The organism is Herbaspirillum sp. YR522, assembly GCF_000282575.1.
Classification (GTDB): domain Bacteria; phylum Pseudomonadota; class Gammaproteobacteria; order Burkholderiales; family Burkholderiaceae_D; genus Herbaspirillum.
Genome location: NZ_AKJA01000051.1, coordinates 21669 through 46610, shown reverse-complemented (window position 1 = coordinate 46610; position 24942 = coordinate 21669). Strand labels below are relative to the sequence as shown.

Annotated in this window: 25 protein-coding genes and 4 tRNA genes; 2 read left to right on the top strand and 27 right to left on the bottom strand. The window is 62.7% G+C overall.

Annotation, left to right across the window (positions count from 1 at the left end; all coding sequences use genetic code 11):
• The first annotated feature begins 135 nt into the window (after positions 1–135).
• Together PMI40_RS08995 and PMI40_RS08990 are read left to right on the top strand one after the other, a co-directional pair.
• Positions 136–1527, top strand: a complete 1392-nt coding sequence (locus PMI40_RS08995) for a cache domain-containing protein (protein WP_008114318.1) — start codon at positions 136–138, stop codon at positions 1525–1527.
• Positions 1520–2176 carry a response regulator transcription factor gene (locus PMI40_RS08990; RefSeq protein WP_008114317.1) on the top strand — a complete coding sequence of 219 codons (657 nt, stop codon included), beginning with the start codon at positions 1520–1522 and terminating at the stop codon, positions 2174–2176. The genes PMI40_RS08995 and PMI40_RS08990 overlap by 8 nt, the downstream gene beginning before the upstream one ends.
• Here the strand turns inward: PMI40_RS08990 and PMI40_RS08985 are convergent.
• From PMI40_RS08985 to fabD, 27 genes are all read right to left on the bottom strand, one after another.
• Positions 2173–2790: a histidine phosphatase family protein gene (locus PMI40_RS08985; RefSeq protein WP_008114316.1), complete on the bottom strand. Its 618-nt coding sequence runs from the start codon at positions 2788–2790 to the stop codon at positions 2173–2175. The two genes, PMI40_RS08990 and PMI40_RS08985, sit on opposite strands and share 4 nt — an antisense overlap.
• A gap of 4 nt (positions 2791–2794) precedes the next feature.
• Complete coding sequence (locus PMI40_RS08980; RefSeq protein WP_008114315.1) at positions 2795–3616, bottom strand: adenosylcobinamide-GDP ribazoletransferase; 822 nt, start codon at positions 3614–3616, stop codon at positions 2795–2797.
• Positions 3609–4643: a nicotinate-nucleotide--dimethylbenzimidazole phosphoribosyltransferase gene (gene cobT, locus PMI40_RS08975; protein WP_008114313.1), complete on the bottom strand. Its 1035-nt coding sequence runs from the start codon at positions 4641–4643 to the stop codon at positions 3609–3611. Before cobT ends, PMI40_RS08980 begins: the two co-directional genes overlap by 8 nt.
• A 108-nt stretch (positions 4644–4751) precedes the next feature.
• Positions 4752–5735, bottom strand: coding sequence for a chemotaxis protein (locus PMI40_RS08970; RefSeq protein ID WP_008114312.1), 984 nt, complete (start codon positions 5733–5735; stop codon positions 4752–4754).
• Between the two features lie 200 nt (positions 5736–5935).
• A tRNA-Gly gene (locus tag PMI40_RS08965) sits at positions 5936–6011 on the bottom strand.
• 52 nt (positions 6012–6063) lie between these two features.
• A tRNA-Gly gene (locus PMI40_RS08960) sits at positions 6064–6139 on the bottom strand.
• Between the two features lie 14 nt (positions 6140–6153).
• Positions 6154–6227 (bottom strand) — tRNA-Cys (locus tag PMI40_RS08955).
• Positions 6228–6379: 152 nt separating this feature from the next.
• Positions 6380–6455 (bottom strand) — tRNA-Gly (locus PMI40_RS08950).
• Positions 6456–6502: 47 nt separating this feature from the next.
• Positions 6503–7087, bottom strand: coding sequence for a CDP-diacylglycerol--glycerol-3-phosphate 3-phosphatidyltransferase (gene pgsA, locus PMI40_RS08945; RefSeq protein WP_008114310.1), 585 nt, complete (start codon positions 7085–7087; stop codon positions 6503–6505).
• Between the two features lie 129 nt (positions 7088–7216).
• Complete coding sequence (gene uvrC, locus PMI40_RS08940) at positions 7217–9082, bottom strand: excinuclease ABC subunit UvrC (RefSeq protein WP_008114309.1); 1866 nt, start codon at positions 9080–9082, stop codon at positions 7217–7219.
• Positions 9083–9106: 24 nt separating this feature from the next.
• A complete protein-coding gene (gene nagZ / locus PMI40_RS08935; RefSeq protein WP_008114308.1) occupies positions 9107–10123 on the bottom strand; it encodes a beta-N-acetylhexosaminidase in 1017 nt (338 codons plus the stop codon).
• Entirely contained in the window at positions 10120–10512 is a 393-nt protein-coding gene (acpS, locus tag PMI40_RS08930) for a holo-ACP synthase (RefSeq protein ID WP_008114307.1), read from the bottom strand. Before acpS ends, nagZ begins: the two co-directional genes overlap by 4 nt.
• Entirely contained in the window at positions 10509–11294 is a 786-nt protein-coding gene (pdxJ, locus tag PMI40_RS08925; RefSeq protein WP_008114306.1) for a pyridoxine 5'-phosphate synthase, read from the bottom strand. The genes acpS and pdxJ overlap by 4 nt, the downstream gene beginning before the upstream one ends.
• A 76-nt stretch (positions 11295–11370) precedes the next feature.
• A complete protein-coding gene (recO, locus tag PMI40_RS08920) occupies positions 11371–12222 on the bottom strand; it encodes a DNA repair protein RecO (RefSeq protein ID WP_008114305.1) in 852 nt (283 codons plus the stop codon).
• Between the two features lie 60 nt (positions 12223–12282).
• Positions 12283–13209, bottom strand: coding sequence for a GTPase Era (gene era / locus PMI40_RS08915; protein WP_008114304.1), 927 nt, complete (start codon positions 13207–13209; stop codon positions 12283–12285).
• A complete protein-coding gene (gene rnc, locus PMI40_RS08910) occupies positions 13206–14273 on the bottom strand; it encodes a ribonuclease III (RefSeq protein ID WP_040501849.1) in 1068 nt (355 codons plus the stop codon). The genes era and rnc overlap by 4 nt, the downstream gene beginning before the upstream one ends.
• A gap of 145 nt (positions 14274–14418) precedes the next feature.
• Entirely contained in the window at positions 14419–15333 is a 915-nt protein-coding gene (gene lepB, locus PMI40_RS08905) for a signal peptidase I (RefSeq protein ID WP_008114299.1), read from the bottom strand.
• A gap of 1 nt (position 15334) precedes the next feature.
• Positions 15335–17128, bottom strand: coding sequence for a translation elongation factor 4 (gene lepA, locus PMI40_RS08900; RefSeq protein WP_008114298.1), 1794 nt, complete (start codon positions 17126–17128; stop codon positions 15335–15337).
• 228 nt (positions 17129–17356) lie between these two features.
• On the bottom strand, positions 17357–17620 hold the full coding sequence (locus PMI40_RS08895; RefSeq protein WP_008114295.1) for a glutaredoxin family protein: 264 nt from the start codon (positions 17618–17620) through the stop codon (positions 17357–17359).
• A 69-nt stretch (positions 17621–17689) separates the two neighbouring features.
• Positions 17690–19180: a DegQ family serine endoprotease gene (locus PMI40_RS08890; protein ID WP_008114293.1), complete on the bottom strand. Its 1491-nt coding sequence runs from the start codon at positions 19178–19180 to the stop codon at positions 17690–17692.
• 378 nt (positions 19181–19558) lie between these two features.
• Positions 19559–20209, bottom strand: coding sequence for a sigma-E factor negative regulatory protein (locus tag PMI40_RS08885; protein WP_008114291.1), 651 nt, complete (start codon positions 20207–20209; stop codon positions 19559–19561).
• A gap of 80 nt (positions 20210–20289) precedes the next feature.
• Positions 20290–20892 carry an RNA polymerase sigma factor RpoE gene (gene rpoE / locus PMI40_RS08880; RefSeq protein ID WP_008114289.1) on the bottom strand — a complete coding sequence of 201 codons (603 nt, stop codon included), beginning with the start codon at positions 20890–20892 and terminating at the stop codon, positions 20290–20292.
• Positions 20893–20978: 86 nt separating this feature from the next.
• Positions 20979–21479 (bottom strand): protein YgfX, encoded by a 501-nt coding sequence (locus PMI40_RS08875; protein WP_008114287.1) that lies wholly within the window; start codon positions 21477–21479, stop codon positions 20979–20981.
• Positions 21480–21532: 53 nt separating this feature from the next.
• Positions 21533–22792, bottom strand: a complete 1260-nt coding sequence (gene fabF / locus PMI40_RS08870) for a beta-ketoacyl-ACP synthase II (RefSeq protein ID WP_008114286.1) — start codon at positions 22790–22792, stop codon at positions 21533–21535.
• A gap of 34 nt (positions 22793–22826) precedes the next feature.
• Positions 22827–23066 carry an acyl carrier protein gene (gene acpP, locus PMI40_RS08865; protein ID WP_008114284.1) on the bottom strand — a complete coding sequence of 80 codons (240 nt, stop codon included), beginning with the start codon at positions 23064–23066 and terminating at the stop codon, positions 22827–22829.
• A 154-nt stretch (positions 23067–23220) separates the two neighbouring features.
• Complete coding sequence (gene fabG / locus PMI40_RS08860; RefSeq protein WP_008114283.1) at positions 23221–23976, bottom strand: 3-oxoacyl-ACP reductase FabG; 756 nt, start codon at positions 23974–23976, stop codon at positions 23221–23223.
• Complete coding sequence (gene fabD, locus PMI40_RS08855; protein WP_008114282.1) at positions 23973–24905, bottom strand: ACP S-malonyltransferase; 933 nt, start codon at positions 24903–24905, stop codon at positions 23973–23975. Before fabD ends, fabG begins: the two co-directional genes overlap by 4 nt.
• Between the last annotated feature and the right edge of the window lie 37 nt (positions 24906–24942).

Below are 24942 nucleotides of genomic sequence, written 5' to 3'. Positions count from 1 at the left end.
AGCAGCAACCATCCGGGTTTTGCGGCCGATACGGCGAGCCGCGCGCAGTCCTGGGCGTCGGCGGCGGCGCGCGGCGGGCATTGCTAAGAGGTCGGGTTTTCATCGAATATGAAAAATCCTTCCCTGAATCAAGCCATGATGCTCCGTCACAAAATCATCTTCCTGGCCGTCGCACCGCTGTCGCTGGCCCTGGCCGCGATCACGGTCGTGGTGCGCCAGCAAGCGGCTGAACTCGGACTGCAGCAGCGCGCCAGCATCGAGGCAGCCTATGTCGCCAGCAAACAAGCCGAGCTCAAGCACTACGTCGAGCTTGCCCTGCATGCGATCCGCCATCTCTACGACACCGGTCGCAGCGACGCGGCGATCAAGAACGAGGCGCAGCAGATCCTGGCCGACCTCGAATTCAGCGGCGACGGCTACTTCTTCATCTACGACCGCAATGGCCGCAACATCATGCATCCGCGCCAGCCGGAACTGGTCGGCAGCGAAATGTGGGACTGGCACGACAGCAATGGCACGCTCACCGTCCAGTTGCTCATCAATCGCGCCAACCAGGGCGGCGGCTTCGTGCGCTACAACTGGCAAAAACCGTCCAGCCAGACCGTGGCGCCCAAGATGGGCTACGTCGATAGCTTGCCGCGCTGGGGATGGGTGGTCGGTTCCGGACTGTACCTGGACGACATCGAGACGGCGCTGGCCGAGATCGACCAGCAGGTCTCGGGCCACCTGCGCCACACCATGCTGCTCATCGCCGCCATTGCCGTGCTGAGCGCCTTGATGGTGGCGTTTGCCGGGCTACTGCTCAATTTTTCGGAGCAGCGCGCGGCCGACGCCAAGTTGCGCCACCTGGCGCAACGGGTGGTGCGCTCGCAGGAAGAAGAACGGGCGCGCCTGTCGCGCGACCTGCATGACGGCATCAGCCAGTGGCTGGTATCGATCAAGCTGCAGATCGAGGCCGCGCTGATCCGCATCAAGGGCTCGCCGGAACAGGCCGTGGCGGCACGGGCAACGTTTCACAAGACGGCCACCCAGATCAACGACGTGCTGGCCGAGGTGCGCCGTATCTCGCATGCCCTGCGCCCGGCGATCCTGGACGACCTGGGGCTGGCGGCGGCGGTCGAGCACCTGTGCTGCGAGTGGCGCGCCGCGGCCGGCGAAAGCAATGGCGCCGAACTGGTATTCGAATCCGAGGGCGAGCTGGCCTCGCTGACCGACGTCACCAACACGGTGCTGTTCCGGGTGGCCCAGGAGGCCCTGACCAACGTGGCGCGACATGCCCAGGCACGGCGCGTCACGGTGCGCCTGCTGGGCGCGAAGACCTTCGTGATGCTGCAGGTCGAAGATGATGGCAAGGGCTTCGACCTGGCCCAGGTCAGCGAGCACCCGCGCCGCGGCATCGGGCTGAGCAACATGCAGGAGCGGGTCGAGGCCGTGGGTGGCCACCTCTCGCTCGACTCCAGCGCCGCCGGCACCAAGCTGGTGGCGGTCATCCCGCATCGCCCCTGCGCTGCGCCGTCCCATGACTGAACCACACCTGCCGGCGGCTACCGCCATCGTCAGCCGCGTCATGCTGGTGGACGACCACCCGCTGGTGCGCGATGGACTGCGCGCCCGCCTGGAAGCCGTGCCTGGCCTGCACATCGTGGCCGAGGCCGGCAGCGCCGACGAGGCATTGCAGCTGGCGGCCAGCCAGCCGATCGACCTGGCGCTGATGGATATCAACATGCGCGGCGTCAACGGCATCGAACTCACTGCCAAGTTGCATAGCCGCTACCCCGACATTGCGGTGCTGATCCTGTCGATGCACGACAAGAGCGAATATGTGATCCAGTCGATCCAGGCCGGCGCGCGCGGCTATGTGCTCAAGGACGCCCCCGGCCAGGACATCGTGCACGCCATCGAGACGGTACGTCGCGGTGGCATCTACTACAGCGCGGCGCTGGCCGGCCAGCTCGGCGAGCCCTTGCCGCAACGCGACCTGCTCACGCTGCGCGAACGCGAGGTGCTCAAGCACATTGCCAATGGCGAATCCAACAAGCATATTGCGCGCGAGCTGGACCTGAGCGTGCGCACGGTGGAGACCCATCGCCTCAACATCAAGCGCAAGCTGGCCATCGACGGCCAGGCGGAGCTGATCAAGTTCGCGGTGGAATGGCAGCGCCTGGAAGGCCGCTAGCGCGGCGGCGCCAGCGTCAGCGTGATGACTTCTCCAAAGGCGATGTCGCGCTTGTCGGCCACGGCACGCAAGGCGATCGCCTCCAGCGCGCGCGCATCGGGTGCGACCGGCGTATCGGCGTGCTTGGCGTCATGCTCGGCATGCCAGGCCGCGCACGCCCGCAGCAGGCGGATCGGGCCACCATGGCTGACCACGGCGCAGTCGGCGTCCGGCTGGTGGCGCAATGCATCGAAACAGCGCCACACGCGAGCTGCCATCGCCAGCAAAGTCTCGCCGCCACCAGGGGCGTGATGCAGCAGGTCGCGGTTCCACGCCTCCACTTCGTCCCAGGCGATGTCGTCCCAGGCCCGCAACTCCCAGGTGCCGAAATCCATCTCCTGCAGGTCGGCGTCGACGCCGAGCTCGCTCATGCCCAGCGTGGTGGCCAATGCCAGCGCCAGGTCGGCGCAGCGCTGCAGCGGACTGGTCCACAGCAGCACCGGCGAAGGCAGCAATCGACTGACCCGTTCGCAACACAACGCCAGCGTCTCGGGCGCCACGGCGATGTCGCTGCGGCCGTAGCAATAGCTCTTGTCGAGGATAGGCGCCGGATGGCGCACCAGGTGCAGATTCATCGATTCAGTTGTCCATGAACCCGGGCGCCGTCGCCAGTGCGCCCAGGTAAAAAGCAGCTTCGCTCAATTGCTGGACCGCGCCCAGGCAGTCGCCGGTATAACCGCCCAGGCGCCGTACGAACAGCCGCGCCAGCCAGGCAGTGACCAATACCGCACACAGCATGCCGGCGACGATGCGCTGCCATGCCATCAGCCCCAGCCCGAGACAGAAGGCCAACGGCACGATGGCAAAGCAGGTCGCCAGCAGGAAACTGGCACCGCTCATGTGCTGGGCCATCGGCTTGGCCCGCCCCTCCTGGCGCACGTACCGCAGGCGCCAGATCAGGCAGCTGGCCAGCCAGCGCGACAGCGGATGCGCCATGCCCAACGCCGCCAGCAACTGCAACGGCAGCATCGCATCGAGGCTGGCGATCTTGGTCGCCAGCAGCAGGCCGATACCGATCACGCCATAGGTGCCCAGGCGCGAGTCGCGCATGATCTCGAGCGCCCGTTCACGCGAGGCGGTGCCGCCCAGGCCGTCGCAGACATCGGCCAGGCCGTCCTCGTGAAAGGCACCGGTGAGCCAGATGCCGGCGGCCGTCGACAGCAGCACCGCCACCGTCTGCGGCCAGAACTGTACCGCCAGCAGATAGACCAGTGCCGTCACCCACGCCACCACCCAACCCACCAGCGGAAAATACCGGGTCGCCTGCTGCAGCCACTCGGGTTGAAAGCCTACCGCCCGCGGGATCGGCAGCCGGGTGAAGAATTGCAGTGCGATGAAAAACAGGCGTACCTGGTGCACGACGCCTGGCCGCCCCGGCGCGGGGTCGGGACGATCACGCATGACGCTGGCTCACACTGGCCGATGAAAATGTAGCCATCTCGGCCAGGAATGCCGTGGCCGAACGCAGCAAGGGCAACGCCAGCGCGCTACCGGTGCCCTCGCCCAGGCGCAGGTCCAGCTGCATCAAGGCCCGCGCGCCGAGATGATCGAGCATGCGACGGTGGCCGGCCTCGTCGGAGCAGTGCGAGAACACGCAGTAGTCGAGCAGCGCCGGCTGCAAGGCACTGGCCACCAGCAAGGCCGAGGTAACGATGAAACCATCGATGAGCAGCACATGGCGTCGCTGTGCCGCCCGCAGCATGGCGCCAGCGATGAAGGCGATCTCGAAGCCGCCCACCGCGGCCAGGCGGTCCACCGGATCGCTGGCGTGGCGATGCAGCTGCAATGCGCGCTCGATCACCTGCCGCTTGTGTTCGATGCCCTGCGCATCCAGGCCGGTGCCGGCGCCGACGCACTCGCCCACGGCGATGCCGGTGAACATGGCCATCAGGGCAGCCGCGGCGGTGGTATTGCCGATCCCCATCTCGCCAAAACCCAGCACATTGCCCTCGAAGGTATCGACCAGGTCCATGCCATGCTGCATGGCTAGCTCGCACTGGGCGCGGCTCATGGCCGGCTGTTGGCAGAAATTGCGGGTGCCGGGTGCAAGCTTGCGATCGAGCAGGCCGGCGCGTGGGCCGAAATCGTGATTGACGCCGGCGTCGACGATGGTCAAGGCGCAATCGTGCTGGCGCGCGAAGACATTGATTGCCGCGCCCCCTGCCAGGAAGTTCTCGACCATCTGCCAGGTGACGCTTTGCGGATAGGCCGAGACCCCTTCGGCGGTCACGCCGTGGTCACCGGCACACACCACGATGGCCGCCTGGCGTACCGAAGGCCGGTCGCTGCCCTGCACCAGGCCGATCTGGCGCGCCAGGCGCTCGAGCACGCCCAGGCTGCCGCGTGGCTTGGTCTTGTGGTCGATGAGCTGGTCCAGGCGTGCGGCCAGCGCATCGTCGTCGATGAAGGGGATGGAGGGAATCTGCATGGCATACCGGGCTGGGGACCGCTTGGTCGAAACAGCGCACAGTATAAGTGATCAGACGTGAAAAGAGCCTCCAAGGAGGCTCCTGGCAAAGCGAGGATCAAGCGGTGTTCAGGTGCGCGGCGCCTTGGCGATGATCATGCGCAGGATATCGGAAATGGTCTGCCCCATTTCCGTGATGTCGAACTTCGCCACGTAGGCATCGGCACCGACTCGCTTGACGTGGTCTTCATTGGCCGAACCGGTCAGGGACGAGTGGATGATCACCGGAAGATTCTTGAGGAAATCTTCGTTCTTGATATTGCGGGTGAAGGTGAAGCCATCCATTTCAGGCATCTCGAGGTCGGTCAGCACGAACGAGATCTTGTCCGAGATCGGCAGCCGCGCGGCACGCGCCTCCTGGGCCAGCGCTTGCACCCGCTGCCACGCTTCCTTGCCGGTCTTGTACATCTCGAAATTGAGCTTGAGTTCGTGCAGGCCCTTTTCGATCAGGTTGCGCGCCACCTTCGAGTCGTCGGCGGCGATCACCACCGCACCGGGCTTGATGGCGCGCTGGATCAGATCGTCCAGGCTGTCGACCTTGAAGTTGCGGTCGGTCGGCATGATTTCGTGCAGGATCTGCTCCACATCCAGCACCTGGGCCAGCCGGGTGTTGTCCCGGTCGTCGTCCAGCCTGGCGATGCTGGTCACGAAGTTGCCGCCGGCGCTGGATTCGGCCGACAGGACATTGCTCCATTCCAGGCGCACGATTTCTTCCACGGATTCCACCGCGAAGGCCTGCGTGCTACGGGCATACTCGGTCACCAGCAGGATGTTGAGGCCGGTCTTGGGCACGCATCCGACCACGGCCGGCAGGTCGATCACCGAAATGATCTGGTCGCGGATATTGACCACGCCCAACATCGGCGACTGGGTGCCGGCAGGCTTGTTGATGGTCAGCATCGGTACGATCTCGCGGATCTTGAAGACATTGATGCCGAACAGTTCCGAACGCTCGCCGTGTGGATCGGTCCCCAGCCGAAACAGCAGCAGTTCGAACTTGTTGTTTGCAGTCAGATTGGTGCGCTCATCGATTTCCTGCTGAAAAGTGTCCATCGTTCCCCCGAATTGAATGGATTGGCCTGCGATAACGGCATTCGCCAATGTAGACGGGAAAACTGGCGGGGGCAATCAGGAAATTCACTATTCGACAACGTTGCAACGCTGTTGACAACCGGCCGCGCAGTGGCCTGCGCGATAGCTGGCAAGGGGGCCGGAAATGAAAAAAGGAAGCCCGAAGGCTTCCTTTTTCTTTATGGAGCGGGAGAAGAGGCTCGAACTCTCGACCTATACCTTGGCAAGGTATCGCTCTACCAACTGAGCTACTCCCGCATAAAGCTGGGTAAAACAAGTGAAGTAACGCCAACTACTTCACCTTCAAAACTGGAGCGGGAGAAGAGGCTCGAACTCTCGACCTATACCTTGGCAAGGTATCGCTCTACCAACTGAGCTACTCCCGCATGGAGTATTGTTCTGGAGGCGGGGGTCGGGATCGAACCGGCGTACACGGCTTTGCAGGCCGCTGCATAACCACTTTGCTACCCCGCCTTGGGGACACGCATACTACCTAAAACACGTATCGTTTGCAAACATCTTTTTTCGATTTGGCCCCAGCATCGCTGGACTGCATCGTTGATGTGCGCTCACTTTCTACAATAAAAAAAGGAAGCTTTATAAGGCTTCCTTTTTTCCAAGTAACCTGGAGCGGGAGAAGAGGCTCGAACTCTCGACCTATACCTTGGCAAGGTATCGCTCTACCAACTGAGCTACTCCCGCATCAACAACAGAGCGCCATTATAGGCCCCCGTTGGAAATTGTCAACATTATTTATTAATTTCCTGCACTTTTCGTATCAACGGCATCGCGCGACGCAGGTAATACAGCATCGACCAGACCGTCAGCACGGCCGCGACGAGCAACAGCACCGCGCCCCACAGGCGGGTGTCGATGACGCCGAACAGCCAGTCGTAGTACAGCAGCATGGGAATGGCGATCATCTGCGCGGTGGTCTTGATCTTGCCCAGCGAACTGACCGCCACCGACTTGGAAGCGCCCAGCTGCGCCATCCATTCACGCAGTGCCGAGATGGCGATCTCGCGCCCGATGATGATGAAGGCGATCACCGGGTGCACCCGCCCCAGGTGCACCAGCACCAGCAACGCGCCGGTCACCATGAGCTTGTCGGCGACCGGATCAAGGAAGGCGCCGAAGGCCGAGGTCTGGTTCCAGCGGCGTGCCAGGAAACCGTCGAACCAGTCGGTGAGCGCGGCGACCACGAATATCACGGTCGAAGCGATGCCCTGTTCGTAGCGCGATAGTCCCAGTTCGGGAAGATAGAACACGCCGACCACCAGCGGAATCAGGGCAACCCGCAACCAGGTCAGCAAAATGGGAATATTGAAAGGCATACGTCTTTGTTCGAGGGTGCGGCGTACACAAAAAAAATTTAACGAATAGTAGCAGAGTCGCCAGGCTGCGGCGTGCCGCGGTAGTCGCATGCTATAGGCACGCGCCGGCAGCGCCCCGCCCTGCCTGCCTCAATGCAGTTGGCGGTAGATCTGTTCGGCCAGCTGGCGCGAGATGCCGTCGACCGAGGCCAGGTCGTCGATGCTGGCGTCGGCCACCCCCCGCAAGCCGCCGAAACGCACCAGCAGGCGTTGGCGCCGCTTGGCGCCGATGCCTTCGATTTCTTCCAGGCGCGAACTCTGGCGCGCCCGCGCCCGCTTGGCCCGCATGCCGGTAATGGCAAAGCGGTGCGCCTCGTCGCGAATCTGGGCAATCAGCATCAGTGCCGCCGATTCCTTGCCCAGTTCCCGCGGGGCACGGCCGTCGGCGAAGATCAATGTCTCCAGCCCGACCTTGCGCCCCTCGCCCTTGGCCACGCCGACGATGAGTCCGATGTCCAGGCCCAGCTCGGTGAGTACCTGGCGTGCCATCTCGACCTGCCCACGGCCGCCATCGATGAGGACGATGTCGGGCATCACGCCGTCGCCGTTGGCGACCTTTTCGTAACGGCGCATCAACACCTGGCGCATGGCCGCGTAGTCGTCGCCGGGCGTGATGTCGTTGATGTTGTAGCGACGGTATTCGCCGTTCTGCATGGCGTGATGGTGGAACACCACGCATGAGGCCTGGGTCGCCTCGCCCTGGGTGTGGCTGATGTCGAAACATTCGGCGCGCAGGCTGTCGAGGTCTTCGGTCTCCAGCTCGAGCACGTCGGCCAGCGCGCGGGTGCGCGACTGTTGCGAACCCTGCTCGGCCAACAGGCGCGCCAGTGACAGCTCGGCGCCCTTGCTGGCCATCTCCAGCCATTGGCGTCGCTGGCCCTGCGGCTGGAAGGTCAGCGCGATACGATGCCCGCACTGCTCCATGAGCGCCACCATCAGCGCCGGATCGTCGAACTCGGTGCCCACGATGAGAGCCGACGGGATGAACTTGTCGATGTAGTGCTGCGCCATGAAGGCCTTGAGTACCTCGACCTCGAGACTGTCTTCGCCGGTGGCCAGCGCATCGTCGACGTGGGTCGGGAAATACGCGCGATCCCCCAGGTGCCGGCCGCCCCGTACCATGGCCAGGTTGACGCAGGCGCGACCGCCCTGCACCACCACCGCGATCACATCGATATCGGCGTCGCTGACCGTTTCCATGCTCTGCTGGTGCAGCACGCTGGAGAGCGAACCTATCTGGTCGCGCACGGCAGCGGCCTGCTCGAACTTGAGATCGGCGGCGAAGGCGTGCATCTTCTGCTCCAGTGCCTGCATCACTTCGTTCTGCCGGCCGCGCAAGAACTTGGAGGCATTCTCGACATCGATGGCGTAGCTTTCGGTGTCGATCAGCTTCACGCAAGGAGCGCTGCAGCGGTGGATCTGGTGCAGCAGGCAAGGCCGCGTGCGATTGGCGAAAACGGTGTCCTCGCAGGTGCGCAGCAAGAACACCTTCTGCAGGATCTGGATCGATTCCTTGACCGCGCTGGCGTTGGGGAAAGGGCCGAAATACTGGTTGCGCTTGTCGACCGCGCCGCGATAGTAGGCCATGCGCGGGTAGGCATGCCCGGTGATCTTCAGGTACGGATACGACTTGTCGTCGCGAAACAGGATATTGAAGCGCGGACGCAGCGTCTTGATCAGGTTGTTTTCCAGCAGCAGCGCTTCGGCTTCGCTGCGGGTGACCGTGGTTTCAAGGCGAGCGATGCGCTCGACCATCATGGCGATGCGCGGGCTGGTCAGGGTCTTCTGGAAATAGCTCGACACCCGCTTCTTGAGATCGCGCGCCTTGCCCACGTAGAGCACGTTGTCCTGCGCGTCGAAGTAGCGATAGACGCCGGGCAGGTGCGGCAGGCGGGCAACCGTTTCCAGCACGAGTTCGCGCGGATCGGGCAAGCGGGTGTCGATGGCGTCGGACATGGCGGCAACTGGCGACGGGACGGCCTAGAGCGACGACACCAATGCGCGCGCGGCCTGGTAACGCGGCTCGCGCTGCAGCGCGTCCCAGTCGAGGGCGGCGGCGCCCGGCTTGAGTGCGGCCAGGCGCGCGGCCGAGGCAGCGTCGATGGCGTCGTCGAGCCCGGCCAGGATCTGGTCGGCCTTGTGCGGCGAATTGCAGATCAGCGCCACGTCGCAGCCGGCATCAAGCGCGGCGCGCGCGGCGTCGAGCGCGCCACCGGCGACGCTGGCGCCGTGCATGCTGAGGTCGTCGCTGAAGATGACGCCCTGGAACGCAAAGCGCTGGCGCAACATCGACAGCCACTTGCGCGAGAAGCCGGCCGGTTGCGCATCGACCTTCGGGTAGATCACGTGCGCCGGCATCACCGCGGCCAGGCTCATGCCGAGCCAGTCGTAGGGGGTGGCGTCTTGGCCCAGGATCTGCTCCAGCTCACGCTCGTCGACCGGAATGGCGACGTGCGAATCGGCGGCAACGAAACCATGCCCGGGAAAATGCTTGCCGCAGTTGGCCATGCCCGCCAATGCCAGGCCATGGTTGAGGCTCTTGGCCAGCAAGGTGACCACCCGCGGATCGCGGTGGAAGGCGCGGTCGCCGATCACGGTCGATTCGCCATAGTCGAGATCGAGCACTGGCGTGAACGACAGGTCCACGCCGCAGGCGCGCAATTCGGCCGCCAGCACATAGCCGGTGGCCGTCGCCATGCGGGTGGCCTGCAGGACATCGCTATCCCACAGCTGGCCCAGGCGCCCCATGGCCGGCAGGCGCGTGAAGCCATCGGTACGGAAACGCTGCACACGGCCGCCTTCGTGATCGACCGCAATGATCACATCGGCACGCACGGCGCGAATGGCCGAGGTCAACGCCAACAGTTGCGCGCGGTCCTGGAAATTGCGGGCGAACAGGATCACGCCGCCGGTCAGGCGGTGGGCAATGCGCGCCGTGTCTGCCTGGTCGAGCGTGGTGCCGACCACATCGAGCATGACGGGGCCGAGCGGGTTCATGATTTCTCCACGATGACGAAGGCCACGGCGTATTCGGCCTCATCGGTGATGCTGACCTGGGCCGTGAGCCCCTGGTGCGTCATCCACTCCTGCAAGGCCCCGCTGCACTGCGCCACCGGCTTGCCGCTGGGCGCGTTGAGCACCTGCATGGAGCGCCAGGTCATGGGCATGCGCATGCCCATGCCGATGGCCTTCGAAAAGGCTTCCTTGGCGGCAAAGCGGGTCGCCAGGAAGCGTATGCCGCGCGCTTCGACCTTGGCCTTGCGGCGCAGGTACTTCTGCAGCTCTTCCGGCCCCAGGATGCGCTCGGCGAAACGGTCGCCATGCCGCTGCAACGCCGCCTGCACGCGCGAGATCTGGAGGATGTCGGTGCCGATGCCGTAGATCATTTTTCGTTCCGGGCAGAGCGGCCGATGGCATCGATGCGCGCCTTGACCATGATGGCCTTCATGTCGGCCACCGCGTTGCGCCAGCCGGCAAATACCGACTGCGCCACGACGGCGTGACCGATATTGAGTTCGGCGATGTCCTCGATGGCCGCGATGGCCTGCACATTGGTGTAGTGCAAGCCATGCCCTGCATTGACCTTGAGCCCGTGGCGCACGCCTTGCAGCACGCCGCTGCGGATGCGTTCGAGTTCGAGCGCCTGCTCGCTCTGGTCGTGGGCATCGGCATAACGCCCGGTATGCAACTCGATGACCGGCGCGCCCGCCTCGGCGGCGGCTCGGATCTGGTCGGGTTCGGCATCGATGAACAGCGAGACGCGGATGCCCTGTTGCTGCAATTGACGCACGGCGGCCTGCACCTGAGTGAAATGCCCAACCACATCGAGCCCGCCTTCGGTAGTGATCTCGGTGCGCTTTTCGGGCACCAGGCAGACATCCTGTGGTGCGATGACGCAGGCGAAGTCGAGCATTTCGCTGGTCACGGCCGCTTCCAGGTTCATCCGCGTAGTGAGCAGCGGACGAATCGCCCGCACGTCGGCATCGCGAATGTGGCGCCGGTCTTCGCGCAGGTGCAGCGTAATGGCGTCGGCGCCGGCCTGCTCGGCCTCCAGCGCGGCCCTGATCGGGTCCGGATAGGCGGTGCCGCGCGCGTTGCGCAAGGTAGCCACGTGATCGATGTTGATGCCCAGTTCAATGGTCGGGCCGGCGGGCTGCAGGTAACTCATGGTATGTCGGTTCAGTGGGTGAAATGCGCGCGTGGCGCGACCAGGCAAGATCGCCGGCGCCACATCGAAAGCGGGTTCACAGCTGCATCAGGTCGATCAGGATCTGACGCGTGTTGAGCTGGGCATTTCCCAGGTGGTGCGCCAGCAGGTAACGCATCAGGAACTTGCTCTGCAACTGCGTGGTGGGATCGCTGTAGTCTTCCCGCTCCATATCCAGCAGCGTCTTGCCCGAGACCTTCGGCGCACGGTCGGACAACCGCTCGGGACGGGTGCCGTGTTCCGGGTCGACCACATAGGTAGCGCCAGGCTGCACCGGCCGATTGCTGAGCGTGCAGTGGCCCCAGTTGCCGGCCACCCCGGTCTGGCGCAGCAGGGCGCGTTCGAACTGGCGCAGCACGATGGGTGCGTTCTCGCCATGAGCCAGCTTGTTGAGCGTGGCCACGTAGTGGTCGAACAGCGCCGGATGCGCATCCTCGCGCGCCAGCAGCTTGACCAGCAATTCGTTGAGGTAGAAACCGCACAGCAGCGCCGATTTTTCCAGCGGCAACAAGCCGCCCACCCATTCGGCCTCGGTCAACGTGCGCATCTCGGACTTGCCGCTCCACGACAGCGAGAGCGGCTGGAAGGTCTGCAAGGCACCCCGCAACTTGGAATGCGGGCGCTTGGCGCCCTTGGCCACCAGCGCGACCCGACCATGGTCGCGCGTAAGCACGTCGATGATCAGGCTGGTTTCCTTGTAGGGGTAGCTGTGCAGCACAAAGCCAGGCTGCGCCTGCACCTTGTGTTCTTTCTCGAGTGGGCTGCTGCGCCCGCGTGCGGGGCCGCCGGCCGCACGCGGCTTGCGGGTGGGCGTGCCGGTACGGGCGACGACTCCCTGTTCTGCCTGCACCGGCGCGACCAGTTGGGATTCGGAGAGCACGGTAGTCATGGATGTCCTGGATGCGTTGAACTGCAATACCGACGATGATGGGCCCGGCGGCGGGCGAGCTTACTCGTAGCCGTAGGCGCGCAGGCCGGCTTCGTTGTCGGCCCAGCCCGATTTGACCTTGACCCAGATCTCGAGATAGACCGGACCGCCGAACAAACGCTCCATGTCGAGCCGCGCCTGGGTCGAGATTTCTTTCAGGCGCGCACCCTTCTGGCCGATTACCATGGCCTTGTGGTTGTCGCGTTCGACCAGGATGGCGGCGAAGATGCGGCGCAGGTTGCCTTCCTGCTCGAATTTCTCGAGCACCACGGTACTGGTATAGGGCAATTCCTCGCCGACGTAGCGAAACACCTTCTCGCGCACGATCTCGGAGGCGAGGAATTTCTCGCTGCGGTCGGTGATGTCGTCTTCGTCGAACATCGGCGGATTGTTGGGCAGGTGACGGCGAATTTCTTCCTGCAGGCGGTCCAGCTGGAAACGCTGCTTGGCCGACACCGGCACCACGGCGGTAAAGTCGCGATGCGACGCCACTTCCTGGGCGAACGGCATCAGCGCGGCCTTGTCCTTGCTGCGATCGGACTTGTTGAGCACCAGGATGCACGGCACCGAGGGCGGCACCAGGTCGAGCACCAGCTGGTCGGCCGGGCCGAAAGTGCCAGCCTCGATCACGAACAGGATCACGTCAGCGGCCGTCAAGGTGCTGGTGACGGTCCGGTTGAGGGTCTTGTTGAGGGCGTTGCTGTGGCGTGTCTGGAAACCCGGGGTGTCGATATAGACGAACTGGGTATTGTCGAGTGTCTGGATGCCGGTAATACGATGGCGCGTGGTCTGGGCCTTGCGCGAGGTGATGCTGACCTTGGCGCCCACCAGGGCATTCATCAAGGTCGACTTGCCCACGTTGGGGCGGCCGATGATGGCGATATAGCCGCAACGATAGTCGTCGGCCGCGGGCGCCGGCGCAGTGCCGGTCATGGGGGAATCAGTCATGCTGTCTTCGATTGCGTGGCAGCCGCGGCTGCCGAGATGGGTTCTGCCGCCACGGGGTCATGGCGGCCTTCCTGCTTGGCCGGTGGATGGGCTTGCTTGGCGGGCTTGGCAGGTTTGTCGCCCTCGGCTTTTTCGATCTTTTCGGCCTTTTCGGGTTTCTCGGCCTTGTCCATCTTGTCGGCCTTGTCCGCTTTTTCGGCGCGCTCGGCCTTATCCACCAGGTCATTCTTGGGGGTGCGAGCGGCGCCGCGTTCGATGGCCTCGGGGCGATTGCCGCGGGCGACCGCCTCGTCCGGCTCGACCGGCGCATCCGGCTGGATGGTGGCGATACCGGCCAGCTTCAGCTGGGCGGTACGGGCGCGCGGCTTGCGGGTAGTGGCCGGGCTCTTGACCAGCGCCAGCTGGACCGCTTCGAGCGCCAGCTTGGCCGCGGCCTGCTCGCCCGCGCGTCGACTGCCGCCGGTGCCGAACACCTGGATATCGAGCTTGGGTACCAGGCATTCGATCTCGAACTCCTGGTTATGGGCCGCCCCGTGGGTGGCGATCACGTTGTATTGTGGCAGCGGGATCTTCTTGCCCTGCAGGAATTCCTGCAGCAGCGTCTTGGCGTCCTTGCCCAGGGTACGCGGATCGACATGGTCCAGTACCGGCAAATATAGCGCCTGGATCACATCGCGTGCCGCTTCGAAGCCGGAATCCAGGAAGATCGCGCCGAACAGGGCCTCGAGCGTATCGGCCAGGATCGAAGGGCGGCGAAAACCGCCCGACTTGAGCTCGCCCTCGCCCAGTCGCAAGAACTGGGACAATTCCAGGCGCTGGGCGATTTCGTAGAGGGATTGCTGCTTGACCAGGTTGGCGCGCAGGCGTGAGAGGTCACCTTCGTCGATCTTGTCGTAGCGGTCGAACAGCAGCGATGCCACGACACAGTTCAAGATCGAATCGCCAAGAAACTCCAGCCGCTCATTATGCAAGGCGCTATGGCTACGGTGCGTCAAGGCCTGCTGCAACAATGAAGCATCCTTGAAGGTGTGGCCTAGCCGATGTTGCAAGAGTTGAGGATCCATTTGTTCATCCGTCATTCGGGCCGGTCATCGCCGTCCCGCGTTGCCGCAGTACGATGGCGATCCGGCCAGTCCAGACGTCCCTTCAGGCGTTTGCCTCCACTGCAAAAAATGCTCGATGGAAACTGCTTGATCAGGATACGGCTTGTTACTTGAAAGCGCCGATCCGCTTCAGGTTACCCAGGTTCATCCAGACGAAGAAGGCTCGGCCGACGATGTTCTGGTCCGGGACGAAGCCCCAATAGCGGCTGTCCAGGCTGTTGTCGCGGTTATCGCCCATCATGAAGTACTCGCCTGGCGGTACGGTGCAGGCAAAACCGTCGGCGTTGTAGGTGCACAGCTCATGATGCGGGAACGCATCGGGATTGGGCACGAAATTTGGCGCACGATCATCGGTGAGGATCTTGTGCTCCACGCCGGTCAGGTTTTCCTGCCATTGCTTATAGTACGCCAGATTTTCCTCGTCCAGATAATCCGGCAACGGTTTATAAGAAATTTCTTCACCATTCACCGTTAAGCGCTTGTTTTTATAGACTATTTTATCACCAGGCACACCGACGACCCGCTTGATGTAGTCGACCGTCAGGTCCTTGGGATACTTGAACACCATCACATCGCCGCGTTGCGGCTGGTTCATCTCGATGATCTTCTTGTTGATGATCGGCAGCCGGATACCGTAGGTGAATTTGTTCACCAGGATCAGGTCGCCCACCAGCAGCGTTGGCACCATCGACGCCGACGGGATCTTGAATGGTTCGTAGAGGAAGGAACGCAGGCAGAACACGAGGGCGATGACCGGGAAGAAGCTGCCCGAGTATTCGATCCAGGCCGGTTGCTTGAGCAAGCGGGCCTGCAGTTCGGCACGACCGCCGGCGGTGGCGGCATCGGCGCGTACGCCATCGGCCGACAGGCGCGCCGCGCGGGCATCGAACTCTGCCAGCGCAGCGTCGGCGCGGGCGCGGCGCTGCTTGGCAAGAAAGAATACATCGGCGAACCAGACGATACCGGTGACCACCATCAATACAAACAGAATCAATGCGAAGTTGCCCAACAGTGCCTGCATGTTATTTATCTTCCACTTGTAAGATTGCCAGGAAAGCCTCTTGCGGGATTTCCACCGAGCCGACCTGCTTCATGCGCTTCTTGCCCGCCTTCTGTTTCTCGAGCAGCTTGCGCTTGCGGCTGATGTCGCCGCCATAGCACTTGGCCAGCACGTTCTTGCGCAGCGCCTTGACGTTTTCGCGCGAGATGATGGTGGCGCCAATGGCGGCCTGGATCGCCACGTCGAACATCTGGCGCGGGATCAGCTCACGCATCTTGGCCGCCACCGCACGCCCCCGGAACTGCGCTGCAGCCCGGTGCACGATGATGGCCAGGGCATCGACCTTTTCGCTGTTGATCAGCATGTCGACCTTGACCACGTCGGCGGCACGGTATTCCTTGAACTCGTAATCCATCGATGCATAGCCGCGCGAGGTCGACTTGAGGCGATCGAAGAAATCCAGCACGATCTCGGCCATCGGCATTTCGTAGGTCAGCTGCACCTGCCTGCCGTGGTAGCTCATGTTCATCTGCACCCCGCGCTTTTGCGTGCACAGGGTGATGACCGATCCCACGTACTCTTGCGGCATGTAGAGGTTGACCGTGACGATCGGCTCGCGGATCTCCTCGATCTTGGACACCTCGGGCATCTTCGACGGGTTGTCCACCATCAACATCGTGCCGTCGCGCATCTGCACCTCGTAGACCACGGTCGGCGCGGTGGTGATCAGGTCCATGTCGAACTCGCGCTCCAGGCGCTCCTGCACGATTTCCATGTGCAGCAGGCCCAGGAAGCCGCAGCGGAAACCGAAGCCCAGCGCCTGCGATACCTCTGGCTCGTACATCAGCGCGGCATCGTTGAGCTTGAGCTTCTCGAGCGAGTCGCGCAGCGCATCGTACTGGTTGGCCTCGACCGGGAACAGGCCGGCGAACACCTGCGGCTGGACTTCCTTGAAACCAGGCAGCGGTGCCGCTGCCGGCTTGCCCACCAGGGTCACGGTGTCACCCACCTTGGCCGACTTGAGCTCCTTGATGCCGGCGATGACAAAGCCGACCTGGCCGGCGGTGAGGCTTTCGCGCGACTGCGACTTGGGCGTGAACACGCCGATGCTTTCGGTCAGGTGCTGCGCGCCGGTGGCCATGAACAGGATCTTGTCCTTGGGGCGCAGGGTGCCGTTGACGATACGCACCAGCATGACCACACCGACGTAGTTGTCGAACCAGGAATCGATGATCAGGGCCTGCAGCGGTGCATCGACGTCGCCCTTGGGAGAGGGCACCTTGGCCACGATGGCTTCGAGCACGTCTTCCACGCCCAGGCCGGTCTTGGCCGAACAGGGAGTGGCGTCGGAGGCGTCGATGCCGATGACTTCCTCGATCTCGTTCTTGGCGTTGTCGGGGTCGGCCGATGGCAGGTCGATCTTGTTGAGCACCGGTACCACCTCGACCCCCAGCTCCAGCGCGGTGTAGCAGTTGGCGACCGTTTGCGCCTCCACGCCCTGGGAGGCATCGACCACCAGCAGCGCGCCCTCGCAGGCCGACAAGGAGCGACTGACTTCGTAGCTGAAGTCGACGTGGCCCGGGGTATCGATCAGGTTGAGGTTATAGACCTGGCCATCGCGCGCCTTATAGGACAGGGCGGCAGTCTGGGCCTTGATGGTGATGCCGCGTTCGCGCTCGATGTCCATCGAATCCAGCACTTGCGCTTCCATTTCGCGGTTGGAGAGGCCGCCACAGAGCTGGATGATGCGATCGGCCAGCGTGGACTTGCCGTGATCGATGTGAGCGATGATCGAGAAATTACGGATATTGTTCATTAACAGACGGGGAAACGATGAAAAAAGGCGCCCAGGTGCGGGAGCAGTCCCGGCCGAGCGCCTTTGCAACAGCTTGTTCGACCCCGCATTCTACCGGAATTCGGCCCCGGAATCCGACTTTCCCCATAGGCATACTGCCCTGCTTGCACTGGCAATCGACAAGTATTGACAAAAGGAAATATTGTCGACCCCACCATCACCTGTGCCAACGACACTCGAAACTTCGCCTCAGCCGTTCGCTTGCATGAAGCCCTGCACCGCGGCCGGATCGAGAAAGTGATGGCACAGCCTGCTCATGCTGCCGTCCACGCCCCGTCCCATCAATACCGGAACGAGCTCGTCGTACTGTGCCTCGAGCGCGGCGTCGGCGTCGACGTCGACCATCTCGACCTGGTCCTGGGCCAATCCGAAGCGAGCCAGCAACGCATCCCTCATGTCATCGCATAGATGGCAATAGCTGCGTGAATAGATGACAAAACGGGCCGGTCGCATATTGCCTCCTGCAGATGAAACGAGGCCGCATGCACATGGCATGCGGCCTCGATAGCCTGATACCAGGGCTTAATTGCCGCCGTTCGGACGCAAGGGCACGAACTGCGACGAATCGCCGCGCCGCACCAGCACTGCCGCACGCTTCTTGCTATCGAGCTTGGACACCAACTGGTTGAATTGCTTGGCGTCGGCGATATCGACCTCGTTGAGGCGCTGCACCACGTCACCCGGACGGATACCGGCGGCCGCAGCCGCACCGGTTGCCGATTCGACCAGGACACCGCTGTCGGTCTTGAGCTCCTTCTTCTGGGCGTCTGACAGGTCGCTGACGATCAGGCCAAGGGCGTTGGGGGCATTGTCGGGCTTGGCCTTCTTCTCTTCGGCCGGCTTGGCCGGCTTGTCGGCCTCGAGCTCGACCACCGTCAGCGAAACATCGCGCGCACTACCCTTGCGCCAGACGCTGACCGTCGCCTTGGCACCCGGCTTGGTCGCGCCGACCATGCGCGGCAGGTCACTGGGGCGCTCGATGGCGGTACCATTGAACTTGAGGATGATGTCACCGGCCTCCAGTCCACCCTTCTCCGCCGGCCCACCCGGCTCGACCCGCTGCACCAACGCACCCTGGGCGCGCGCCAAGCCGAGCGACTCGGCCACGTCCTTGGTGACTTCACCGATCTGTACGCCAATACGTCCGCGCGTGACGCGACCGCTGGCCTTGAGCTGGTCGGCCACACGCAACGCTTCATCGATGGGTACCGCGAACGAGATGCCCATGAAGCCGCCGGACCGGCTGTAGATCTGCGAGTTGATTCCGATCACCTCGCCCTTGAGGTTGATCAACGGGCCGCCCGAATTGCCGGGATTGACGGCAACGTCGGTCTGGATCAAGGGCAGGTAGTCGCCGGTATCGCGCGCCTTGGCCGAGACGATGCCGGCGGTCACGGTGTTTTCCAGGCCAAACGGCGAGCCGATCGCCAGCACCCATTCGCCGGCGCGGATCTTGTCGGAGTCGCCCATGGTCAGTCGCGGCAGGTTGCTGCCGTCGATTTTCAACACGGCCACATCGGTACGCGTATCGGAACCGACGATGCGGGCCTTGAATTCACGCTTGTCGGTCAAGGTGACGTAGACCTCGCTGGCCCCCTCGACCACATGGGCATTGGTCAGGATGAAACCGTCGCCCGAGATGATGAAGCCGGAGCCCACCCCACGCGGAACCTCTTCCTGCTGGCCCTGCTTGCCGTTGCCGCCACGGGGGGTACCGGGCTGCTGCTGGCGCGGGATCGGAATACCGAAGAAGCGCCGGAAGAATTCCTGCATCTCGGGATCATCCATCCCGCCCTGCGCCTGCGCATTGCCACGCACGCGCTCGGTGGTACGAATATTGACCACACCCGGCCCGGTACGATCGACGATATCGGCAAAATCGGGCAAGGCAGCCACGCTGGGTGCCACCACGGCGGGCGAAGCAGCTGGCGCGGCTTGCGCCAGCGGCACGCCGGCAAACACGGAAGCTGCCAGCAAGGCACGGGTGAAACGGGTCTTGTTCAGTCGCATCATGGAATCTTTCTCTTCTTCTGCTTGGTTTTCAACTCGATCGGATGGGAAACCGGAAAAACAATCTATCACCGTACTACCCAGGAAGCGGCCCTCGCGGTATCGAGATCGAGGTCCGCGACAGCCACGTAGGCGGCCGATAGACGACGAAAACAACACCCGCATCGATGCGCCACACGAACGCGCTGGCGCACGGCATGCCGTCGCAAGCCGAGGCAGCAATGATAGACCTTCAAATGGAGAAACGCCGCAACGCTGGAACCAGGTCGGGCGACAACTTCTGCTGATGCTAGAAGCGCCGCACTGCCGTCGACAAGGACGGACAGTGCGGAGGAACGGACAGGCGCGACTGCGTCAAGCAATCGCCCCGCTCTCGGCATCTTACTTGTTGGTGTCAACAGAAAATGCTGCCGAGCGCGTGTACTGCGCCGAATTGAGCGGCTGCGAGAAACGCTGGTGGGCAAACAGGTATTCGTCGATACGCGGATCGCGCTTGACTTCCCCCTGCTGTGCCAATGCGCTGCCCTGGGCCGCATTGGGAGGCGTTGCGTTGCCCCCCGTGCTGCTGGCCACGGTCGAGATAGCCGAAGGCACGCTGACCACGGCTACCTGCGCGGCTGGCTTGCCCGAATCGGCGCTGACGATGGCCTGCTGCGGCATGGCGACAAACACCGCTGCCACGGCCGCCGCCGCTGCTGCCGCGCTGGGCAGGAAGAACCGGCTCAGGCGCGACGGTGCGGCGCGGTGATCCCCGTTGGCAGGCGTGGCCTGGGGAACAGGCACCGCAGCCTCCGGCACCGCCTGCGGCGAGACGATGGTCGGTTCGGCGTCGAGCAAAGCGCTCATCCTGGCATTGAAGCCTGGGCTGAGCGCCACGTCCATGTCGTCCGAACGCAGCACCTCGCCGATCTGGTGATAAACCTCCCAGTTATCGCGCTCGTCTTCGGAGGCACGCAGCGCAGCAAGCGCAATGGTTAATTCGTCAGAACTCAGCTCGCCATCGGCAAGCGCTGAAATTCGTTCGCTGGTCATTACTTTGGTATCCATAAACAGTCACCCGGCAAAAAACTTTGGTTCCATATCCCGATTTTTGTTTTATTTCTGACAACACATCACCAGCGCTTGTCCGCGGCGGTATCTAGCAACGGACGCAACTTCTCGGCAATTGCTTCCCGGGCACGGAAAATACGACTGCGCACGGTACCGATCGGACAATTCATCGCATCTGCAATCTCGTCGTAGCTCAACCCCTCGATCTCGCGCAACGTGATGGCAGTACGTAATTCTTCTGGCAATGCTTCCATCGCGATGTTGACGGTCTGCGCAATCTGCTTGGTCGCCAGCATCGACTCTGGAGTGTTGATGTCCCTTAGGTGGTCCCCGTCCTCAAAAGTTTCCGCCTCTTCGGCATCTGCCTCGGTAGAAGTTGGGGCACGTCGTCCCAAGGTGACGAGATAGTTCTTTGCGGTATTGATACCAATGCGGTAAAGCCACGTATAAAAGGCCGAATCACCGCGAAATTGCGGCAATGCACGGTATGCCTTGATGAAGGCTTCCTGCACCACGTCCTCGGCTTCGGCCTGGTCGCGCACCAGGCGCGACACCAGTCGCATCAATTTGCGCTGATATTTGACCACCAAAAGCTCGAACGCCTTCTTGTCACCGCGCTGGACACGCTCCACGAGCTGCTGGTCTATTTCGCGTTCTGTCGTCAAACCGGGTTCCTTGTATGGCCTTGTTGTTCTATGGTGATTGCCCTAGCCAGATGATTGCGGCCTTGCAATTTTCAAGCCATGCGGTTTTATTTTTCCAGCATGCGGGTCTTTGCCGTATTGTGACTGATCAGCCAGCGACATGCGACGGAGAGTGCACGAAATGTATCCGCCGACACCGAATCGGCCAGGATCGGAATGGTGCGGGTCTTGCCGCTCTCGAGCCGCAAGCGCAAAAACAACATCCCGGGCCAGATGGTAGTGCCGGCAAGCAACTTCGCCACCCCCGCCTTGACGACCTGCGGCTTGGCGCGCGCATTACCCCTGACAAGGTGCTCCACCACCCTGATCTGGCCGGTGGCGGAGATATGCAGCCAGATTGTCTTGCGCGAACGCAACACCTGGAACAGGGCGACAGCGGCTGCCAACAGGCAAGCCAGCCCCAACAGGCTGCGTATGGCAAAGGAGAGATGCAGCGGCACCAGGAGACAGGCAAGGCTGCCTACGAGGGCAACACTCAAGCAGGCGCCAGCCATGATTACAAACAGCAGGCGGGAGGGCTTGATATCCGCGGAAACTGCTATCGACATAAGAGGCCATCAAAACGACAAACCCGGCTTCCTTGCAGAAGCCGGGCACCGCATCAAATCCTGCCGATGACCAGGGTACCGTTGGTGCCGCCGAACCCGAAAGAGTTCTTTACGGCAACATCGATCTTCATGTCGCGCGCCTGATTTGCACAATAATCAAGATCGCAGTCCGGGTCCTGATTGAAGATGTTCATCGTCGGTGGCGAAACCTGGTGATGAACGGCCAGCACCGACAAGACAGTCTCGAGGCCGCCTGCGCCACCCAACAGGTGACCGGTCATCGATTTGGTCGAATTGACCACCAGCTTGTAGGCATGGTCGCCGAAGGCGGCCTTGATCGCCTCGGTTTCGTTCTTGTCGCCCAGCGGCGTCGATGTGCCATGGGCATTGAGGTACTGCACCTCATCGCCGTTGACACCCGCGTCGCGCAATGCATTGAGCACGCAGCGACGAGGACCGTCCTGGCTGGGAGCGGTCATGTGGTACGCATCGCCGCTCATGCCGAAGCCGAGCAACTCTGCATAGATCTTGGCCCCACGCGCCTTGGCATGTTCGTACTCTTCGAGCACCATCACGCCGGCGCCCTCGCCCAGCACGAAACCGTCACGATCCTTGTCCCAGGGACGGGATGCGGTGGCGGGATCGTCGTTGCGGGTCGACAGCGCACGCGCCGATGCAAAGCCGCCGATACCGAGCGGCGATACGCTCGACTCGGAACCGCCGGCCACCATCACATCGGCATCGCCATACATGATCATGCGGGCGGAAGCGCCGATGCAGTGCAGACCGGTGGTGCAGGCCGTCACGATGGCCAGGTTGGGGCCCTTCAGGCCAAACTTGATCGACAGGTTGCCCGAGATCATGTTGATGATCGAGGCCGGAATGAAGAACGGACTGATGCGACGCGGGCCGCGATTGGTCAGTTCTGCATGCGTTTCTTCGATCAGCGGCAGGCCGCCGATACCGGAACCGATCATCACACCGATACGCTCGGCATCCTCCTCGCCGACCAGCAACTTCTGGTCGTCGGTCAATCCGCTATCCTTGAGGGCCTGGATACCCGCTGCCATCCCGTAGTGGATGAAGGTATCCATGTGACGGGCTTCCTTGGCGGGGATGTAATCCTCGATATTGAAGCCCTTGACCTCACCAGCGAAATGCGTGGTGAATGGCGTAGCGTCGAACTTGGTGATGGTGGCGATACCGGACTTGCCTTCCTTGATGGCACTCCACGTATCGGCAATATTGTTGCCGACAGGCGAAATGCACCCCAGACCGGTGATGACTACACGACGTTCACGAGTGCGGCTCAAGCAATTCTCCTGAAACTTAGATTCAAAGCCTGCTTCAGGCCTTGACGTGCGACGTGGCGTAATCGATCGCCTGTTGCACGGTGGTGATCTTTTCTGCCTGCTCGTCAGGGATTTCCATTTCGAATTCGTCTTCCAGTGCCATGACCAGCTCGACGGTATCCAGGGAGTCGGCACCCAGGTCGTCAACGAACGACGATTCGTTCTTGATGTCGGCTTCGGCGACGCCCAGTTGTTCAGCGACGATCTTCTTAACGCGTTGTTCGATATCGGACATATTGTTCCTCCAGGGGATAGATAGGTTACAAAAGTGCGCGCATTTTAGCAGGTTTGCGCGGGGAAAATTTACTTTTAACTATTCTTGGCAAGATTGCGCCAAGTCAGGTTTAACTTCGATCAAAAAGCGATAAAACCGGCATTAAACGGGGGCATCAGCCCATATACATACCGCCGTTGACGTGCAGTTCGTTGCCGGTGATGTAACCGGCCTGGCCCGACGCCAGGAAGGCCACGGCCGCCGCCACTTCCTCGGCCGCGCCCAGGCGACCCAGCGGGATCTGCTGCAGGATCGCAGCCGACTGCTGTTCGTTGAGCCCGCGCGTCATGTCGGTGTCGATAAAGCCCGGCGCGACACAATTGACGGTGATGTTGCGACTGCCGATCTCGCGCGCCAGCGCGCGGCTCATGCCCGCCACGCCGGCCTTGGCCGCCGCGTAGTTCATCTGCCCCGGATTGCCCGCCGCCCCCACCACCGAGGTGATGCTGATGATGCGACCATACCTGGCCTTCATCATCCCGCGCAGCACCGCACGCGAAAGCCGACCGACGGCCGACAGGTTGGTGGCGATGACGCTATCCCATTCCTCGTCCTTCATGCGCATGGCCAGCTGGTCCTGCGTGATACCGGCATTGTTGACCAGGATCGACAAGCCGCCGAAGTCCTTCTGCACCTGCTCCACGATGGCACCGCAGGAAGCGGCGTCATTGACATCGAGCACCTGCCCGCGACCGGCATCGGGGCCCACTTCGGCCAGGTATCCGGAGATCGCCGCGGCGCCCGCCTCGCTGGTAGCGGTGCCGACCACCTTGGCGCCCTGGCGGGCCAGCTCGACAGCGATGGCACGGCCGATGCCGCGCGAGGCACCGGTCACCAGCGCGATTTGTCCCTGCAGGTTCTGCGTACTCATTTGAGCAACTCCAATACTTTATCCAAAGAGGTCTGGTCGACGATGGCTTCACCCACCAGTTCGCCATTGATGCGCTTGGTCAGGCCGGTGAGCACCTTGCCGGGGCCGCATTCGATGACATGGGTAATTCCCTCGGCGCCGAATTTCTGGATCGTCTCGACCCAGCGCACCGGACTGGCCGCCTGGCGCACCAGGGCGTCCTTGATGGCAGCCGGATCGCTCACCAGCGCCACATCGACGTTATTGATCACCGCGATCTGCGGCGAGGCGAAATCGATCCCGGCCAGATAGGCCTGCAGGCGATCCGATGCCGGCTTGAGCAGCGACGAATGGAACGGCGCCGACACCGGCAGCGGCAAGGCACGCTTGGCACCACGCGCCTTGGCGGCTTCGCAGGCCCGTTCGACGGCAGCCTTGTGGCCGGCGATCACGACCTGCGAGGGCGCGTTGTAGTTGACTGCCTCGACCACCTCGCCCTGCGCCGCCTCGGCACAGGCCGCGCGCACGTCGTCGTCGGACAAGCCGATGATGGCGGCCATGCCGCCCTGCCCCACCGGCACGGCTTCCTGCATGGCCTGGGCGCGAAAACGTACCAGCGGCACGGCGTGCTTGAACGAGATCACGCCGGCGGCCACCAGCGCCGAATATTCACCCAGGCTGTGACCGGCCACCAGCGCCGGGATCGCGCCGCCGGCTGCCAGCCAGGCGCGATAGAACGCCACTGCCGCCGTGAGCATCACCGGCTGGGTATTGGTCGTCAGGTCCAGCGCTTCCTTGGGACCTTCGGCGATCAGGCCGGCGAGGTCGAATTGCAATGCGTCAGACGCTTCGGCCACGGTCTGGCGCACGACTTCGTTGTCGGCAAAACCGTTGAGCATTCCAATGGCCTGCGAACCCTGGCCCGGAAAAACAAAAGCAAATTTTGTCATGCTTGATTTGATGTGTAGTTGGATGAAAAAGGCAGCT

Excerpts from the sequence above, each read along its gene's own strand:
- PMI40_RS08985 (WP_008114316.1), bottom strand. The coding sequence starts at position 2,790 with ATGAATCTGCACCTGGTGCGCCATCCGGCGCCTATCCTCGACAAGAGC.
- PMI40_RS08980 (WP_008114315.1), bottom strand. The coding sequence starts at position 3,616 with ATGCGTGATCGTCCCGACCCCGCGCCGGGGCGGCCAGGCGTCGTGCAC.
- PMI40_RS08995 (WP_008114318.1), top strand. The coding sequence starts at position 136 with ATGATGCTCCGTCACAAAATCATCTTCCTGGCCGTCGCACCGCTGTCG.
- PMI40_RS08875 (WP_008114287.1), bottom strand. The coding sequence starts at position 21,479 with ATGTCGATAGCAGTTTCCGCGGATATCAAGCCCTCCCGCCTGCTGTTT.
- recO (WP_008114305.1), bottom strand. The coding sequence starts at position 12,222 with ATGACTACCGTGCTCTCCGAATCCCAACTGGTCGCGCCGGTGCAGGCA.
- PMI40_RS08885 (WP_008114291.1), bottom strand. The coding sequence starts at position 20,209 with ATGACCAGCGAACGAATTTCAGCGCTTGCCGATGGCGAGCTGAGTTCT.
- PMI40_RS08990 (WP_008114317.1), top strand. The coding sequence starts at position 1,520 with ATGACTGAACCACACCTGCCGGCGGCTACCGCCATCGTCAGCCGCGTC.
- acpP (WP_008114284.1), bottom strand. The coding sequence starts at position 23,066 with ATGTCCGATATCGAACAACGCGTTAAGAAGATCGTCGCTGAACAACTG.
- pdxJ (WP_008114306.1), bottom strand. The coding sequence starts at position 11,294 with ATGAGTTACCTGCAGCCCGCCGGCCCGACCATTGAACTGGGCATCAAC.
- fabD (WP_008114282.1), bottom strand. The coding sequence starts at position 24,905 with ATGACAAAATTTGCTTTTGTTTTTCCGGGCCAGGGTTCGCAGGCCATT.
- pgsA (WP_008114310.1), bottom strand. The coding sequence starts at position 7,087 with ATGCCTTTCAATATTCCCATTTTGCTGACCTGGTTGCGGGTTGCCCTG.
- PMI40_RS08895 (WP_008114295.1), bottom strand. The coding sequence starts at position 17,620 with ATGCGACCGGCCCGTTTTGTCATCTATTCACGCAGCTATTGCCATCTA.
- nagZ (WP_008114308.1), bottom strand. The coding sequence starts at position 10,123 with ATGAACCCGCTCGGCCCCGTCATGCTCGATGTGGTCGGCACCACGCTC.
- lepA (WP_008114298.1), bottom strand. The coding sequence starts at position 17,128 with ATGAACAATATCCGTAATTTCTCGATCATCGCTCACATCGATCACGGC.
- uvrC (WP_008114309.1), bottom strand. The coding sequence starts at position 9,082 with ATGTCCGACGCCATCGACACCCGCTTGCCCGATCCGCGCGAACTCGTG.
- lepB (WP_008114299.1), bottom strand. The coding sequence starts at position 15,333 with ATGCAGGCACTGTTGGGCAACTTCGCATTGATTCTGTTTGTATTGATG.
- cobT (WP_008114313.1), bottom strand. The coding sequence starts at position 4,643 with ATGCAGATTCCCTCCATCCCCTTCATCGACGACGATGCGCTGGCCGCA.
- PMI40_RS08890 (WP_008114293.1), bottom strand. The coding sequence starts at position 19,180 with ATGATGCGACTGAACAAGACCCGTTTCACCCGTGCCTTGCTGGCAGCT.
- fabG (WP_008114283.1), bottom strand. The coding sequence starts at position 23,976 with ATGAGTACGCAGAACCTGCAGGGACAAATCGCGCTGGTGACCGGTGCC.
- rnc (WP_040501849.1), bottom strand. The coding sequence starts at position 14,273 with ATGGATCCTCAACTCTTGCAACATCGGCTAGGCCACACCTTCAAGGAT.
- acpS (WP_008114307.1), bottom strand. The coding sequence starts at position 10,512 with ATGATCTACGGCATCGGCACCGACATCCTCCAGATCTCGCGCGTGCAG.
- PMI40_RS08970 (WP_008114312.1), bottom strand. The coding sequence starts at position 5,735 with ATGGACACTTTTCAGCAGGAAATCGATGAGCGCACCAATCTGACTGCA.
- era (WP_008114304.1), bottom strand. The coding sequence starts at position 13,209 with ATGACTGATTCCCCCATGACCGGCACTGCGCCGGCGCCCGCGGCCGAC.